Source organism: Delftia sp. PX-1, assembly GCF_055797465.1.
The window spans coordinates 1,937,543-1,953,181 of record NZ_CP184763.1; the positions used below are offsets into that span (position 1 = coordinate 1,937,543).

The 15,639-nt window shown below is 68.5% G+C and carries 14 protein-coding genes and 1 tRNA gene; 9 read left to right on the forward strand and 6 right to left on the reverse strand.

What is annotated here, in order from left to right; translation table 11 throughout:
• Positions 1-921, reverse strand: a complete 921-nt coding sequence (locus ACN20X_RS08895; protein ID WP_047219220.1) for a LysR family transcriptional regulator — start codon at positions 919-921, stop codon at positions 1-3.
• Between the two features lie 142 nt (positions 922-1,063).
• On the opposite strand from ACN20X_RS08895, the gene ACN20X_RS08900 reads away from it, so the two are divergent.
• From ACN20X_RS08900 to ACN20X_RS08920, 5 genes are all read left to right on the forward strand, one after another.
• Complete coding sequence (locus ACN20X_RS08900) at positions 1,064-1,270, forward strand: DUF3311 domain-containing protein (RefSeq protein WP_016450086.1); 207 nt, start codon at positions 1,064-1,066, stop codon at positions 1,268-1,270.
• 13 nt (positions 1,271-1,283) lie between these two features.
• Complete coding sequence (locus ACN20X_RS08905) at positions 1,284-2,666, forward strand: sodium:solute symporter family protein (protein WP_016450085.1); 1,383 nt, start codon at positions 1,284-1,286, stop codon at positions 2,664-2,666.
• Between the two features lie 14 nt (positions 2,667-2,680).
• The gene (locus tag ACN20X_RS08910; RefSeq protein WP_343740928.1) at positions 2,681-4,345 is read left to right on the forward strand and encodes an amidohydrolase; all 1,665 of its coding nucleotides are present in this window, start codon (positions 2,681-2,683) and stop codon (positions 4,343-4,345) included.
• Positions 4,342-5,322 carry a CobW family GTP-binding protein gene (locus tag ACN20X_RS08915; protein ID WP_209672571.1) on the forward strand — a complete coding sequence of 327 codons (981 nt, stop codon included), beginning with the start codon at positions 4,342-4,344 and terminating at the stop codon, positions 5,320-5,322. The genes ACN20X_RS08910 and ACN20X_RS08915 overlap by 4 nt, the downstream gene beginning before the upstream one ends.
• Positions 5,323-5,399: 77 nt before the next feature.
• Positions 5,400-5,476: transfer RNA gene (locus tag ACN20X_RS08920), tRNA-Gln, on the forward strand.
• A gap of 63 nt (positions 5,477-5,539) precedes the next feature.
• On the opposite strand, the gene ACN20X_RS08925 is transcribed toward ACN20X_RS08920, so the two are convergent.
• Positions 5,540-6,508 carry an NAD-dependent epimerase/dehydratase family protein gene (locus tag ACN20X_RS08925; protein WP_473210484.1) on the reverse strand — a complete coding sequence of 323 codons (969 nt, stop codon included), beginning with the start codon at positions 6,506-6,508 and terminating at the stop codon, positions 5,540-5,542.
• A gap of 101 nt (positions 6,509-6,609) precedes the next feature.
• Between ACN20X_RS08925 and ACN20X_RS08930 the strand changes: the two genes are divergently transcribed.
• Complete coding sequence (locus ACN20X_RS08930; protein WP_016450081.1) at positions 6,610-7,503, forward strand: LysR family transcriptional regulator; 894 nt, start codon at positions 6,610-6,612, stop codon at positions 7,501-7,503.
• A gap of 27 nt (positions 7,504-7,530) precedes the next feature.
• On the opposite strand, the gene ACN20X_RS08935 is transcribed toward ACN20X_RS08930, so the two are convergent.
• The 4 genes from ACN20X_RS08935 to xsc form a co-directional block, all read right to left on the reverse strand.
• Entirely contained in the window at positions 7,531-7,836 is a 306-nt protein-coding gene (locus ACN20X_RS08935; protein WP_016454302.1) for a hypothetical protein, read from the reverse strand.
• 137 nt (positions 7,837-7,973) lie between these two features.
• Entirely contained in the window at positions 7,974-9,020 is a 1,047-nt protein-coding gene (locus ACN20X_RS08940; RefSeq protein ID WP_016450079.1) for a YeiH family protein, read from the reverse strand.
• Positions 9,017-9,991 (reverse strand): bifunctional enoyl-CoA hydratase/phosphate acetyltransferase, encoded by a 975-nt coding sequence (locus ACN20X_RS08945; protein ID WP_016450078.1) that lies wholly within the window; start codon positions 9,989-9,991, stop codon positions 9,017-9,019. Before ACN20X_RS08945 ends, ACN20X_RS08940 begins: the two co-directional genes overlap by 4 nt.
• A gap of 212 nt (positions 9,992-10,203) precedes the next feature.
• Positions 10,204-12,015 (reverse strand): sulfoacetaldehyde acetyltransferase, encoded by a 1,812-nt coding sequence (gene xsc / locus ACN20X_RS08950; RefSeq protein ID WP_016454303.1) that lies wholly within the window; start codon positions 12,013-12,015, stop codon positions 10,204-10,206.
• A 131-nt stretch (positions 12,016-12,146) separates the two neighbouring features.
• Here xsc and ACN20X_RS08955 point away from each other — a divergent pair, with 131 nt between their 5' ends.
• Genes ACN20X_RS08955 through ACN20X_RS08965 form a run of 3 tightly spaced genes read left to right on the forward strand, consistent with a single transcriptional unit; the run spans position 12,147 to position 15,625 of the window.
• A complete protein-coding gene (locus ACN20X_RS08955; protein ID WP_016454304.1) occupies positions 12,147-12,974 on the forward strand; it encodes an IclR family transcriptional regulator in 828 nt (275 codons plus the stop codon).
• Entirely contained in the window at positions 12,967-13,944 is a 978-nt protein-coding gene (locus ACN20X_RS08960) for an AAA family ATPase (protein WP_016454305.1), read from the forward strand. Before ACN20X_RS08955 ends, ACN20X_RS08960 begins: the two co-directional genes overlap by 8 nt.
• Positions 13,934-15,625, forward strand: a complete 1,692-nt coding sequence (locus ACN20X_RS08965) for a cobaltochelatase CobT-related protein (RefSeq protein ID WP_473210485.1) — start codon at positions 13,934-13,936, stop codon at positions 15,623-15,625. The genes ACN20X_RS08960 and ACN20X_RS08965 overlap by 11 nt, the downstream gene beginning before the upstream one ends.
• Positions 15,626-15,639: the final 14 nt, after the last annotated feature.

Sequence of the window (15,639 nt, forward strand, 5' to 3'; positions counted from 1 at the left end):
TCAACCGGGCTCCTGATCGTGCTCCGACAGTTCGCGCCAGTGCGTGCGCGTGAAGGCGTAGGCCGTGTCCAGCGCCGGTGACAGGGTGCGCGCGGCCATGCGCGCCATGCCGTAGCGGCCGCATCGGCGGGGATCGGCGGGCAGGGGCACTTCGGCCATGGCGCCGCTGGCGCGCTCCTTGCGGGTGATGGACAGCACGCCGAACAGCAAGGTGTCCGTGGCCAGGGTCACGCCGCGCAGCAGGTCCAGGTCGTTGCAGTGCAGGGTGAACAGCTTGTCGGGCTCGGCGCCTTCGCCCCACAGCTCGGCCAGCTGCCGCGCCATGGCCGTGCTCAACGTGGTGGTGGCCAGCGGGTAGCGGCGGATCTCGTCCATGCCGGGGTTTTGCAGCACGGGGTGGCCCGCGCGGCATACCAGGCCGGCCGGCAGCTCGCCCAGCAGTTCCATCTCCACGTCATCGGCGGCGCGCAGCACGTAGGCGTCGCCGACGATGGCATCGATGGATTCGTTGCGCAGCAGCTGCAGCAATGCGCTGGTGGCACCCATTTCGGCGCGCACCTTCACGCGCGGATGCGCCTGCGCCATGTGGATCAGAAAGGGCTTGAGCAGCAGCGCCGCGGGCGCGGGCGCCACGCCAATGGCGAGCGCGCCTTCCTGGCCGCCGCGCAGCAGCTCCAGGTCACGCCGCAACTGGGTTTCCTCCAGCCGCATGCGGCGTGCGCGCTCGGCCACGAGCTCGCCAAACACCGTCAGCCGGGCGCGCCGCGCGCCCCGGTCGAACAGCTGCGCCCTGAGTTCATCTTCCAGCGCGCGGATGCTGCGGCTCAGCGCCGGCTGGGTGAGATGCACGGCGCGCGCTGCGTCGGAAAAGGTGCCGTGCTCGACGATGGCCAGCAGGTGCCGCAGCTTCTGTGTATCCATGCGGAGTCCTCATGGTTTGTTGGCAAATTTTTCATTTGAATTATAGGTAGGCGCTTCCTAAGATCGCATCCAGGGACATTGAAATGTTCTATAGAGCGGCCACAACCGCCAACTCTTTCATCGGAGCAAAAGGAGACAAACCATGCTCAAGCTGTTCATCGGCATAGGCATCCCGTACATCGCGGTGATCGGCCTGCTTCCCTGGGTCGCGTCCGTCGATCGCTTCGTGTTCGGCGTGCCCTTCATCTACCTGTGGATCTTCATGTGGTTCGTGCTGACGTCGCTGTGCATGCTCGTGTGCTGGCTGATGTTCGACCGCCACGAAGCCGACGACGCGCAGTCCGCCTGAGGGGAGCACCGCCATGACCACCGCAGTCTTTCTGGGCTTCATCGCGCTGTCCCTGTACCTGGCCATCCGCTCGCGCACGGGCAAGGGTGCGCAAAGCGTGCATGACTTCTTCGTCGCCTCCCGCCAGTTCGGCGCCTACCTGGTGTTCTTCCTGGCCGCCGGCGAGATCTACAGCATCGGCACCATGGTCGGCTTTCCGGGCGGCATCTACGCCAAGGGGCCGACCTATGGCGTCTGGTTCCTGGGCTACATCCTGCTGGCCTATCCGCTGGGCTACTTCCTCGGCCCCATGATCTGGAAGGCGGGGCTGCGGCACAACGCCATCACGCTGCCGGACCTGTTCAAGGGCCACTTCGGCAGCCGTGCGCTGGAGCTGATCGTGGCCGGCTCGGCCATCCTGTTCCTGCTGCCCTGGGGCCAGCTGCAGTTCACGGGGCTGGTGGCCGCGCTCAAGGGCCTGGGATGGAATTTCCAGCCGCTGCACCTGCTGCTGATCTCTGCGGGCCTGGCCTTCACCTACATCGCCATCTCGGGGGTGCGCGCCTCGGCCTATATCGCCATCCTCAAGGACATCCTGATGGTGGTGGCCATCATCGCCACGGGCGTGGCCGTGGGCTGGCATGCGGGTGTGGGCGATGTGTTCACCGCCGCCAGTGCCAAGGTCAGCAACCACATGACCGATACGCAGCTGCGCTTTTCCATGAGCACCATGCTGTTCCAGGCGCTGGGCTTCTACATGATGCCGTTCGCCGTGCAGAACTTCTTCACGGCCAAGAGTTCGCACACCATCCGCCGCACCCAGATCGCCATGCCGCTGTACATGCTGATGTACCCGTTCCTGGTGCTGGCCTCGTACTACGCCATCAGCCAGAACCTGCAGCTGGCATCGCCCAACGAGGCCTTCTTCGCGGCTGCCGTGCGACTGCTGCCCGACTGGCTGCTGGGCCTGGTGGCCGCAGGCGCCGCGCTGTCGGGCCTGCTGGTGCTGGCGGGCATCTGCCTGGCCATCGGCCCCATCGTGGCCCGCAACCTGCTGCCCGGCCTGCCCGAGGCCAAGCAAAAGCAGGGCGCCAAGGTGGTGATCGTCATCTACCTGGTGCTGTCCATCGTGATGACGCTGCTCACGCCCAACCTGATGCTGACCCTGATCAACACCACCTACTACGGCGTGACGCAGTTCTTCCCCGGAATGATGGCCATCCTCTTCGGCTGGCGCATCCGGCCCATGGCCGTTGCCCTGGGCATTGCCTGCGGCCAGGCGCTGGCCATTGCGCTGTACATCCAGCAGCCGGATTTCGGCGGCATCAACCTGGGCTTCATCAGCCTGGCGCTGAACCTGCTGGTCACGGCCATCGTCCACTATCTGCCGGGTGCCGCGCGCGTCAAGGCCGCCTGAAAAAGACCACCACCATGAACCACGACGAGAACGCGCGCACGCAGGTCTTTGTGGCGCGCACCATCCTCACCATGAACCCGGCCCAGCCGCAGGCCACCCATGTGGCCGTGCAGGGCGGCCGCATCTTGGCCGTTGGCCAGGAGGCCGACATGGCTGCCTGGCCCGAGGCCGAGCGCATCGACCGCCTGTGCGACAAGGTCCTCATGCCCGGCCTGATCGAGGCGCACAGCCACCTGATGGAAGGCGCCATGTGGGAGGCCGTGTACCTGGGCTACTTCGATCGGCGCGATCCCGAGGGCCGCCTGTGGCCCGGCCTGCGCACGCTGGACGCCGTGCTGGCGCGCCTGGCCGAGGCCGAGCGTGCCCTGCCCGATGCGCAGGCCACGCTGCTGGCCTGGGGCTTCGATCCCATCCTCTTCGGCAGCAGCCGGCTGTCGGTGCGCGAGCTGGACCGTGTCTCCGCCACGCGGCCCATCGTCATCCTGCATGCCAGCGTGCACCTGATGAATGTGAACTCGGCCATGCTGGCGCTGGCCGGCATTGACGAGGACACCGACATCGACGGCATCCACAAGGACGCCGAGGGCCAGCCCACGGGCGAGCTGCAGGAATTCGCCGCCATGTACCCCGTGCAGAAGGTGATCGGCAGCGCGCTGTCGCTGGCCGCTGCCGAGCAGCGCGAGGCCATCTGGAAGTTCGGCCGCGTGGCCCAGCTCGCGGGCGTGACCACGGCCACCGACCTGGTCAGCGATCTCTCGCCCCAGGGCCTGGCCGCGCTGCGCGAAGTCACGGGCGACGCGGCCTATCCGCTGCGCATCGTCCCGGCCTTCGCGCCGCAGCGCAACCCGGAAGGCGGTGCCGCGCGCGTGCATGCTGCAGCGGCGTCCTCGGCCAGCGACAAGCTGCAGTTCGGCCCCGTCAAGTTCATCGTGGACGGCTCCATCCAGGGCTTCACCGCGCGCCTGCGCGCTCCCGGCTACGCGGGCGGGCAGCCCAACGGCCTGTGGCTGATTCCCCCGTCGCAGCTGCCCGCGCTGTTCGAGCCCTTCCACCTGGCCGGTCTGCAACTGCACATCCACACCAACGGAGACGAGGCCACCGAGGTGGTGCTGGATGTGATCGAGGACCTGCTGGCCAGGCACCCGCGCGCCGACCATCGCCACACCCTGCAGCACTGCCAGCTGGCCAGCAGCGCCCAGCTGCAGCGCGCCGCGCGCCTGGGAATGTGTGTCAACTTCTTCTCCAACCATCTCTATTACTGGGGCGATGCCCACGCCGAGCAGACCGTGGGCATGCAGTGGGCCTCGCGCATGAACGCAGCGGGCACGGCGCGGCGCCTGGGCATGGATTTCGCCATGCATTCCGATGCGCCCATCACCCCTATCCACCCCCTGTTCACCGCCTGGTGCGCGGTGCAGCGCGAAACCGCTTCAGGCCGCGTGCTGGGCGAGGCCGAGCGCCTGTCGGTGGACGATGCCCTGCACGCCATCACCATGGGCGCGGCCCGCTCCCTGAAACTGGAGCAGCGCGTGGGCAGCATCGAGCCCGGCAAGCTGGCGGACTTCGCCGTGCTGGAGGACGATCCCCGCGCGGTGGCGCCAGCGGCCCTCAAGGACGTGAAGGTCTGGGGCACCGTGCTGGGCGGCCGCATCTTCCCCGCGCCCGGGTCAGCGCCATGAGCACGCCGGCCGCCGCGGCGCAGCGGGCGCCCGTTCCCATGGTCGTCGTGGGCGGCTACCTGGGCGCGGGCAAGACCACCTTGCTCAACCGGCTGCTGGAGCGCGCCGATGGCCTGCGCGTGGCCGTGCTGGTCAACGACTTCGGCGAGATCAACATCGACGCCGCCCTGATCCGCACGCGCAGCAGCGACGTGCTGCAGCTGGAAAACGGCTGCATCTGCTGCTCCATCGGCGGGCGGCTGGCCGAGGCCCTGGCTGCCGTGGGCGCGCGGCCCGACCGCCCGGACCTGCTGGTCATCGAGGCCAGCGGCGTCTCCGACCCCGTGCGCATCGCCCAGGTCGGCATGCTCGATCCCGCACTGCAGCTCAACGCCATCCTGGTGGTGGTGGATGTCCAGGCCGTCGATGAGCAACTGTGCGACCCGCTGGTCGGCGACATGGTCCGCCGCCAGATCTCGGGCGCGACGGCGCTGGTGCTGACCAAGGCCGATCTGGCCGGCGCATGTGCCACCGAAAAGGTGGCCGCGCGGGTGGCCGGCATGGCGCCCGGTGCCGTGGTGCTGGCGGCCCGCCATGGCGAGATACCGCTGGCCGTGTTCATTGATGCGGCTGCCTCGCCACGCCGCGCGCAAGGCCTGCTGCAAGCGGGCGGCTCCTGGAAAAGCCAGGCCGGGAACATGGCCGGCATGGCCGATGTGGGCAGCTTTTCCTACGCAACGCGCCGCTGCTTTGACCGGCAGCGGTTGCGGCAGGCGCTGCGTACGCTGCCTGTCCCCCTGTTGCGGGCCAAGGGCATCGTGCGGCTGGGCGGGCAGGACAGCGTCCAGGAAGTCCACGTGGTGGGTGGGCGCTTGCGCATTGCCAGCCTGCATGGGGCCAGGGTCTCGGAGTCCGTGTTTGTCTTCATTGGCTGTTTCACGGCGATGGGGCGGGAGGCGATACTCCGCTGTCTTGAGGGAGCCCTGGCCGCGCCATGAAGACAACTTTGGCGGTGTCGAAATTTTTGGAGTTTTGGATATCGGGCCAAAAAAACGTATTAGAATTTAGGTCTCCTAGGGGAGTCGCCAAGTTGGTAAAGGCACCGGATTTTGATTCCGGCATGCGAGGGTTCGAGTCCTTCCTCCCCTGCCAGATAGACAAAGGCCCTGACAGTTTTGCTGTCAGGGCTTTTTGTTTTCGGGCTGCAGGCCAGGCTCAGGCCGCGGCCAAGTGTGAGTCGGCACTTGCCATGGCGGCGTTGAGCGTTGCGCGTATGCCCTGCGCATAGGGCGTCTTGGCGATGGGGCCCAGCAGGGCGTGCAGGGCGGAGTCCTCCATGATCAGCGGATCGGTCAGCAGGTAGTGCATCTCGGCCAGCTCGCGCATGAAGGGGTTGAACAGGCCGGCCAGGCGCAGCGCGGTCTTTCCTGCAACGCGCAGCTTCAACGGCCTGCCGCTCAGGCGTTCGATCTCGGAGACGATGTCGCGCTGCGTGGTCACACCCGCGCCAGCCAGGTGCCAGACCCTGCCGAATGCCTGCGGCGTGTCGATGAGGCGCGCCACGACGGGGCCCACATCAGGCACATAGACAAACTCGTGCGGACGGTCCAGCGGGCCGATCATGTCGGCCCGGCCGCCGTGGGCTGCCGCCTCGAAGGCGCCGTGCAGCAGGCTGTTGTGTACTCCGGGACCGTAGAAGTCGGGCAGGCGCAGCACGGTGGCCTCGATGTGGCCCTGTGCATGGGCTTGCAGCAGCAGGTCCTCCTGGGCTTTGCGCATGCGGCCCTTGAAGGTATGGGGCTCGCGCGGATGGTCTTCTGCCACGGGCAGGGTGCGGGCCTTTCCGTAGGGATAGACGGTGCCGATCAGCACGATGCGGCGCACGCCCGCGGCAATGGCGCCTTCCAGCGTCTTGCGCATCAGTTCGGGATGCAATTGAAACTGCCAGTAGTTCACGCCCACCAGGTAGATCAGCGTGTCCACGCCGTGGGCGGCAGCCTCGATGGAGCCGGCGACATCCGGGTTCCAGGTGGCGATCTCGGCCAGGGGATCGGCGCCGAAGGTCTGGCGCAGGCTGGCTGCGTTGCGGCCGACCACGCGGTAGGCGCGGCCCTGTTGTCTGAGCGCGGCGGCCAGGCTCTGGCCGATGGCGCCTGCGGCGCCGAAGAGTGCAATGGATGGCATGGGCTGGGTCCTGTGGTGACAGCCTCAGTGTCAGCAACCCGCTGCAAAAAGAAAATTGCCTAGAATTCTCTGGTGTCCATGCATAAATGAATGGATGAGTGATGTCGGAACCCCACTGGGAGTGGTATCGCAGTTTTTTGCAGGTGCTGGAGTCCGGGTCGCTGTCAGCGGCGGGCCGGGCCATGGGTGTGGCGCAGCCGACCGTGGGCCGCCACATCGACGGGCTGGAGTCGGCGCTGGGCCTGCAACTGTTCACCCGCTCATCCGATGGCTTCGCGCCCACGGAGGCGGCCTACGAGCTTCAGCCCTATGCAGCCAGCATGGCCGCGACGGCGGCCGCGCTGCGCCGCGTCGCGGCCAGCCATGGCTCGGGCGTGCGAGGCACGGTGCGGCTGACGGCCAGCGAGGTGGTGGGCGTGGAGGTGCTGCCGCCTGTGCTTGCGCAATTGCGCGCGGCACACCCTGAACTGGGCATCGAGCTGGTGCTGTCCAACGCGGTGGACGACCTGTTGCGCCGCGAGGCCGACGTGGCCGTGCGCATGTTCCGGCCGCAGCAGGAGGCGCTGGTGGCACGCCATATCGGCGCCATCGAGCTGGGGCTGCATGCCCATGAAAGCTATCTGTCCGCACGCGGCGTGCCGGAATCGCTGGAGGACCTGGCCGGGCATTCGCTCATCGGCTTCGACCATGAAAGCGCCCTGATCCGAAAGATGCAGCAGCAGTTTCCCATGCTCACGCGCGAAGGCATGGCGCTGCGCTCGGACAGCGACCTGGCCCAGCTGGGCGCCATCCGCGCGGGCTTTGGCATTGGCGTGTGCCAGTCGGCATTGGCGGCCCGGGAGCCGGGCCTGGTGCGGGTGCTGCCCCAGGCGTTTTCATGGAAGCTCGATACCTGGGTGGCCATGCACGAGGACCTGCGCAAGAGCGAGCGCTGCGCCGTGGTCTTCAAGGCCGTGGCCCAGGCGCTGACGGCCTATGCCAGAGGCGGTGCCTGACGCCCGGCACCCAGGGGCACTTGTGCTTCAGCCGGCGTGCAGCAGGCAGGAGCGCGCGAGATGGCGCAGCGTGGACTTTCTGCGCTGGGTGGCGACAAAGGACTGGCAGTTGTGGGCGATGTAGGCGGCCATGACCACGGTCAGGCTGGCGATGGCCCACAGCGGAATGGGCAGCAGGGAATCGAGCAGCACCGCGCACACGGCCAGCATCGACAGGCAGGGCAGCAGCCGCAGCAGGGCGGCTTGCCGGGGGTGCTGATTGCGCAGCAGGGTGAGGACTTGGGTGGCGGTCAGCCTGCGGAATCTGCCGGCTTGCTTGCGAAAAACGTTCACGGCGCGGTAGGGCGTTGATGTGGATCAAAAATTTGTGTGCAAATGTATCATCTTGGTGCATGCCCATCAAGCGATGTGTGGCGCCATGACAAAGGCCCGCGCAGGGCGGGCCTCTTGCGGCAATGCCTGTGCAGGCGTCAGCGCATCTCGATCTCGATGGCGATCAGCACGAAGGCTGCCATCCACAGCGTCTCCACCACCAGCAGTGCAAAAGGCCGCCAGCCGGCCTGGGCCAGTTGCTGGAACGAGGTCTTCAGGCCCAGGGCCGCAATGGCCAGCACCAGGCAGTTGCGCGACAGGTCGCTCAACTGGTGCTGCAGGCCCGGCGGTACCCAGCCCAGCGAGTTGATGGCCACCAGCGCGACGAACACCCACAGGAACCAGGGCACCAGGCCCGGCTTCTTGCCGTGGTGCTGCTCGGCCGCTGCCTCGCGCTGGCGCTTGAACAGGGCCGAGACCATGACCACCACCACGGCCAGCATGGACACGCGGAACAGCTTGACGATGGTGGCGTAGTCCCCCGTGGCCTGGTCGATGGTGTAGCCCGCGCCCACCACCTGGGCCACATCGTGGATGGTGCCGCCGATGAACAGGCCCGCCAGCTCGGGCGGCAGATGCAGGGCGCGCGCCACCAGCGGATACAGCACCATGGCGGCCGTGGACAGCACGGTGACCGTGACCACCACGGTGAGCGTGAAGCGGTCGCTGTCCTTGTCGCGCGGCAGCACCGACGAGATGGCCAGCGCCGCCGAGGCACCGCAGATGGCCACCGCGCCGCCCGACAGCACGCCCTGCGGGCGTGTCAGGCCCAGGCGCCGGCCCAGCAGCGTGCCGCACAGCAGCGTGGTGACCACGGCCGCGATGACGATCAGCGCCGTGGTCCAGCCCAGGCCCGCGATCTGCGTGGCCGTGATGCGCGCGCCCAGCAGGCCCACGCCCAGGCGCAGCACGCCGCGCGCGCAGAACTCGATGCCCGGCTTGGCGCGCGCGTCCTGGCTCAGGAAGTGGAAAGCCACGCCGAAGAACAGCGCGAACAGCAGCTGCGGCCCGCCATGCAGCGTGGAGACGAAGGTCGCCGCCAGCGCGATCACGCCCGACAGGCCCGTGCCGGGCAGGAGCCTGAGCCACTGCAGCATGCGCGGCACGGGCGCCTGCGCAGCCACCTGTGCTTGGACCTGGCTCATGACTGCTCCTTGCCGCCCGCCGCGCTGGCCAGCACGGCCAGCGCGCAGGACGCAATGCGGCTGGCCACCGAGTCCGAACGGCTGGTCAGCACGATGGGCACGCGCATGCCCAGCACCAGGCCCGCGCATTCGGCGTCGGCCATGTAGACCAGCTGCTTGTAGATCATGTTGCCGGCCTCCAGGCTGGGCACCAGCAGCACGTCGGGCTGTCCCGCCACGTCGGAGACGATGCCCTTGTGGTGCGCCGAGCGCAGCGAGATGGCGTTGTCGTAGGCCAGCGGCCCGTCAAGGATGGCGCCGCTGATCTGCCCCCGGTCGGCCATCTTGCACAGCGCGGCCGCGTCGATGGTGCCGGGAATGGCGGGGTTGACCGTCTCCACCGCCGAGAGCACGGCCACGCGCGGCCGGGCAATGCCGATGGCACGGGCCAGGTCGATGGCGTTCTGCGCAATGTCGCGCTTGTCCATCAGCGTGGGGAAGATGTTGACCACGCAATCGGTCATCAGCAGCGGGCGCTCGAAGCCCGGCAGGTCCATCACGAACACATGGCTGGCGCGGCGGCTGCCGCGCAGGCCGGCCTCGCGCGCCACGGCGGCGCCCAGCAACTCGTCGCTGTGCAGGCTGCCCTTCATCAGCGCGCGGGCCTGGCCGCTGCCGCACAGCGCCGCCGCCTGGGCCGCCGCCGCGCGTGGATCGTCGGCGGTGGAGTGGATGGACGCGCCCGCCAGGTCCAGCCCGGCTGCCTGGGCCGCCGCTCGGATGCGTGCCTCGGGGCCGACCAGCAGCGGCGTGATCAGGCCCGCCTGCGCGGCCTGCATGGCGGCCTGCAGCGAGCCTGCATCGCAGGGATAGGCCACGGCCACGGGAATGGGGCCTTGCGCCTTGGCCTGGTCGAGCAAGTGCTGGAGATGGGGACGGGGCGTGGCGGGCGCATCGTCGGCGGCCACGGCAAGTGAAAGTGGGGGGACCATGAAAGCTCCTGCGGGAAAGTACAGGGCCCGGCGCGAGCAACGCAGGGAATCTGGGAATCGGCTTTCGAGGGCCTTGCGCTTCACCCAGGCGCATGAAACCGGCGCGGCCCATCCCAGGGACACCGAGGAAGGGCCGCCCCGCACCGAGGGTGTCGTCCCCCTCCCCCGCGCAGCGGGTAGAGAGGGGGAAGGCGCGTCAGCGCCTCAGGGGGTTAGACAAAGTCCTTGTACTTTTCGAGGAAGCGCACGGGCTTGGAGAGCGCATCGCGGCGGAACGGGTCACCCAGTTCGCGCGTGCACATCACCTCGATCACGCAGGTCTTGCCGTGGTTCATCTGCAGGTCGATGGCCTTTTGCAGCGCCGGGCCCACGTCCTCGATCTGGTCGACCACGATGCTCTCGGCGCCCATGGCGCTGGCAATGGCTGCGAAGCTCTCGCTTTCCAGCTCGCCGGCCACGAAGCGGCGGTTGTAGAAGTCCACCTGGTTCTTCTTCTCGGCGCCCCACTGGCGGTTGTGGAAGACCACGGCCGTGACGGGAATGTCATGGCGCACGGCGGTCATGATCTCCACCATGCTCATGCCCCAGGCGCCGTCGCCGGCGTAGGCGATGGCCGGGCGGTCGGGCGCCGCGCACTTGGCACCGATGATGGTGGGCAGGGCATAGCCGCAGTTGCCGAAGCTCATGGGCGCGAAGAAGCTGCGCGGCTCGTCGAAGCGCAGGTAGCTGTTGGCCACGGAGTTGATGTTGCCGATGTCGGTGGAGACCATCACGCGCGGCGGCATGGCCTTCTCCAGCTCGCGCAGCACCTGGCGCGGGTGCAGGTACTTGCCGCCCGTGGGCGTGCGCTCGCCCTTGGCCTCTTCGATCATGTCCAGGCTGTAGGGGTCGCGCTCATGCGTCCACTCGTCCAGCTCCTTTTCCCAGGCCGCCTTCTCGGTGGCGATGGTGTCGGCGCGCGCGGCCTTGGTGGCGTCGCAGGCCAGGGTCTGGCCCTGCAGGCGGCGGCCCAGCTCGCGTGCCACGGCCTTGGCGTCGCCGTGGATGCCCACCGAGATCTTCTTGACCAGGCCCAGGTTGGTGTGGTCGGCCTCGACCTGGATGATCTTGGCGTTCTTGGGCCAGTAGTCCATGCCGTGCTGGGGCAGGGTGCCGAAGGGGCCCATGCGCGAGCCCAGCGCGATCACCACGTCGGCCTGGGCGATGAGCTTCATCGCGGCCTTGGAGCCCTGGTAGCCCAGCGGGCCGGCCCACAGCGGGTGCTTGGCGGGGAAGGCGTCATTGCGCAGATAGCCCGTGACCACGGGTGCGCCCAGGCGCTCGGCCAGCTGCCGGCACTCCTCGACCGCATCGCCCATGACCACGCCGCCGCCGGCCAGGATCACGGGGAACTTGGCCGTGGCCAGCAGTTCCGTGGCGGCCTGCAGGCTGTTTTCGCCGCCCGAGCCGCGCTCCACGCGCATGGGCTTGGGGATTTCGCACTGCACTTCGCCATAGAAGTAGTCGCGCGGAATGTTCAGCTGTGTGGGGCCCATCTCGGAGATGGCGCGGTCAAAGCAGCGGGCCGTGAACTCGGCCATGCGCTTGGGGTTGCAGACATGGCCCTGGTACTTGGTGAACTCCTGGAACATGGGCAGCTGGTTGGCTTCCTGGAAGCCCCCCAGGCCCATGCCCATGGTGCCGGTCTCGGGCGTGATCATGACCACGGGGCTGTGGGCCCAGTAGGCGGCAGCAATGGCGGTCACGCAGTTGCTGATGCCGGGGCCGTTCTGGCCGATCACCACGCCGTGGCGGCCCGAGACGCGCGCATAGCCGTCGGCCATGTGGGCCGCGCCCTGCTCGTGCACCACGGGGATCAGGCGGATGCCGGCGGGCGCGAAGATGTCCATGGCATCCATGAAGGCCGAGCCCATGATGCCGAACATCTCCGTGACGCCGTTGGCCACGCAGGTCTCCACAAAGGCTTCGGAAGGGGTCATCTTCTGGACGCCTTCGACCACCGTACGATTGTTGGCTGCAGTCATGTTGTCTCCTTGAAAATGGAACTTTAAGTTCCGAAAAAAGAAATTACGGCGCAAGTCTAGGTGTGATTTCGCCTGGATGTCAAACAAATTTCTTTTTTCGGAACAAATTGACTCGAAAAATTGAAAAACATATGATGGCCAACACCATGAACACCCGAGACCCTGTCCCTGCCCGTATCGATGGCGATACCCCCAACCTGCGGCTGTTCGCGCTGCTGGAGGCCATTGCGCAGAAGAACGAGCCCTTCACGCTGCAGACCATGGTCGAGGAGACAGGCCTGCCCAAGCCCACCATGCACCGCATGCTCCAGCAGCTCGAAGGCGCGGGCATCCTGCAGCGCGAGGGCAACGGACGGCACTACGGCACGGGCCGGCGCCTGATGCGGCTGGCCGAAAGCGTGCTGCTCAACAACACCACGCATGGCGCGCGCCACGCGGTGCTGGCGCAACTGGTGCGCGACATCGGCGAGAGCTGCAACATCACCGCCTTCTCGGGCAGCGAGGTGCTCTACCTGGACCGGGTGGAGACGCCCGCGCCGCTGCGCTTTTATCTGCACCCGGGCTCGCGCGTGCCGGCCCATTGCTCGGCCACGGGCAAGCTGTTCCTGAGCCAGATGGCGCCCGCGCAGCGCAGGCGGCTGCTGTCGGCCGTGCCGCTGGAAGGCTTCACGGCCAATACGTTGACGGCCTTCGACGCGCTGGACGCCGAGCTGGACCAGGTGCGCGCCCAGGGCCATGCCTTCGACAACGAGGAATTCCTGCCCGGCCTGCTGTGCCTGGGCGTGCTCGTGCCCTCCATCCAGGGCGGCCCCTCGAACATGGGGCTGGCCGTGCAGGCGCCCATCATGCGTTTCACGCGCGAACGGGCGCTGTCCTTTCTTCCCCAACTGCGCGCGGCGGCCGAGGCGATTGCGCGCATCAACGACGAAGTCCCCCCGGGAGCCCCTGACGATGACTGAGCTGACCCTGATGCATCCCACGCGCACGCTTGGCGTGCGCGAGACCTTCGGCCTGGACACCGACATGCAGGTACCGGCCTTTGCCGAGCGCAGCGAGCATGTGCCGGCCGTGGACCCGGCCTACCGCTTCAACCCGCAGGCCACGCTGGCCATCCTGGCCGGCTTTGCGCACAACCGGCGCGTGGTCATCCAGGGGCTGCACGGAACGGGCAAGTCCACCCATATCGAGCAGGTGGCGGCGCGGCTGAACTGGCCCTGCGTGCGCGTCAACCTCGACGGCCACATCAGCCGGCTGGACCTGGTGGGCAAGGACGCCATCGTGCTGCAGGAGGGCCGCCAGGTCACGCAGTTCCAGGAAGGCATCCTGCCCTGGGCGCTGCAGCGGCCCGTGGCCCTGGTCTTCGATGAATACGACGCGGGCCGGCCCGACGTGATGTTCGTCATCCAGCGCGTGCTCGAACGCGAGGGCAGCTTCACCCTGCTGGACCAAAAGCGCGTGCTCCAGCCGCATGCGCAGTTCCGCCTCTTCGCCACCATGAACACCCTGGGCCAGGGCAACCTCAGCGGCCTGTACCACGGCACGCAGATGCTCAACCAGGCCCAGCTCGACCGCTGGAACCTGGTCACCAGCCTGGACTACCTGGCACCGGCCGAGGAAGCCGCCATCGTGCTGGCGCGCGTGCCGCAGTTGGCCACGCCGCAGGGGCGCGAGCAGGTGGCCGCCATGGTGGCGCTGGCCGCGCTCACGCGCAAGGGCTTTGCGGTGGGCGACCTGTCGCTGCTGATGTCGCCGCGCACCGTCATCACCTGGGCCGAGAACGCGCAGATCTTCCATGACCTGCGGCTGGCCTTCGAGCTGTCCTTCCTCAACAAGTGCGAACCGGCCGAGCGGGCCATCGTGGCCGAGTACTTCCAGCGCTGCTTCGGCCAGGAACTGGCGCTGCGCGACGAGCCCGCCCATGCCTGCTGAGGCATCCCCCTCGCTGGCGCGCATGGAGGCCTGGGGCGGCGCGCTGCTGCGCGCCATGGCGGGCGATGCCTCGCTGCAATGGAGCGGGCAGACGCTGTACCGGGGCACGGCGCCCGTGGTGCTGGCAGCGGCCCACCAGGCCGATGTGCCGGCCCGATTGGCCGACCAGCGCGGCCTGCTCGACGGCGCCAGCCTGCGCCTGCGCCTGAGCGATGCCGCGCTGCACGCACGCCACCTGCCCGGCGACCCGGTGGAGCGGCTGGTGTTCGAACTGCTGGAGCAGTTGCGCGTGGAAAGCCTGGCGCCCGAGGAATGGCCCGGCGCGCGCGCCAACCTGCATGCGCGCTTTGTGCACTGGAGCCAGGCCTTTGCCGATTCGGGCCTGACCGAAAGCAGCCTGGGCATCCTGCTGTTCACCGTGGCGCTGACCGCCTGGAGCCGCCTGGGCGGACATGAGCCGCCCGATGCCCTGGCCGACCTGGCCGAGGCCACGCGCGCCGGCCTGTCCGCGCAACTGGGCGCGCAGTGGGCCCTGCTGCGCCGCCACCGGCAGGACCAGCAGGCCTTCATTGCGCCGGCCCTGGCCATCAGCCGCTGGGTGGGCCAGGCCGTGCGGTCAGCCCAGGAAGAGGCGCCGCGCGGCGCTGGCGGGCCGCGCCGGCGGGGCAGCTTCGCGCTGCCGCTGCACTTTGAATCGCAAAGCCTGGATGCGCCGCCCGTGGCGCTCAGCGGCGACAGCCGCGCCTGGGCCGGCTCGGCCCACAGCTACCGCGTGTTCACGCGCGCCTATGACCGCGAGGCGCAGGCGGCCGAGCTGATCCGCGCCGCGCAACTGGCCGAGTTCCGCGAGCAGATGGATGAGGAACTGGCGCGCAGCGGCTTGCATGCGGGCCGGCTGGCCCGCCACCTGCAGCAGCGCCTGGCCGTGCCGCGCCACGACGGCTGGCAGTTCGGCCTGGAGGATGGGCACCTGGATGCAAGCCGGCTGGCGCAACTGGTCAGCGATCCGCAGCAGCGCGCCATCTTCAGGAACGAGCTGCCGCGCCCCGTCAGCGATGCGGCCGTGGCCATCCTGCTGGACTGCTCGGGCTCGATGAAGGCGCATGCGCGCCCGCTGTCCCTGCTGGTGGACCTGCTGGGCCGCGCGCTGTCCATGGCCGGCGTGCCGGTGGACGTGCTGGGCTTTTCCACCCAGGCCTGGAACGGCGGCCGCGCCCGCCGCGACTGGCAGCGCGCGGGCCAGCCCCACATCCCGGGCCGGCTCAACGAGCGGCTGCACATCGTCTTCAAGGATGCCGCCAGACCCTGGCGCCACGCCCGCCACGGCGTTGCCGCGCTGCGCAGGCCCGACCTCTTTCGCGAGGGCGTGGACGGCGAGGCCGTGGAATGGGCCTGCGAGCGGCTGCTGGCGCGGCCCGCGCAGCGCCGCATCCTGCTCGTCATCTCGGACGGCTGCCCCATGGACACGGCCACGCACCAGGCCAACGACGAGCACTATCTGGACCAGCACCTGCGCCAGGTCATCGCCCGGCACGAGCGCGCGGGCGATGTGCAGATCCGCGCGCTGGGCGTGGGCCTGGACCTGGGCGTGTTCTACCGGCGCAGGCTGGCCGTGGACCTGCGCGAGCAGATCGATGAGGCCTTGCTGATGGACGTGGCGGAGTTGATCTGCCGGCCGTGATGCCGGCCTGCTAG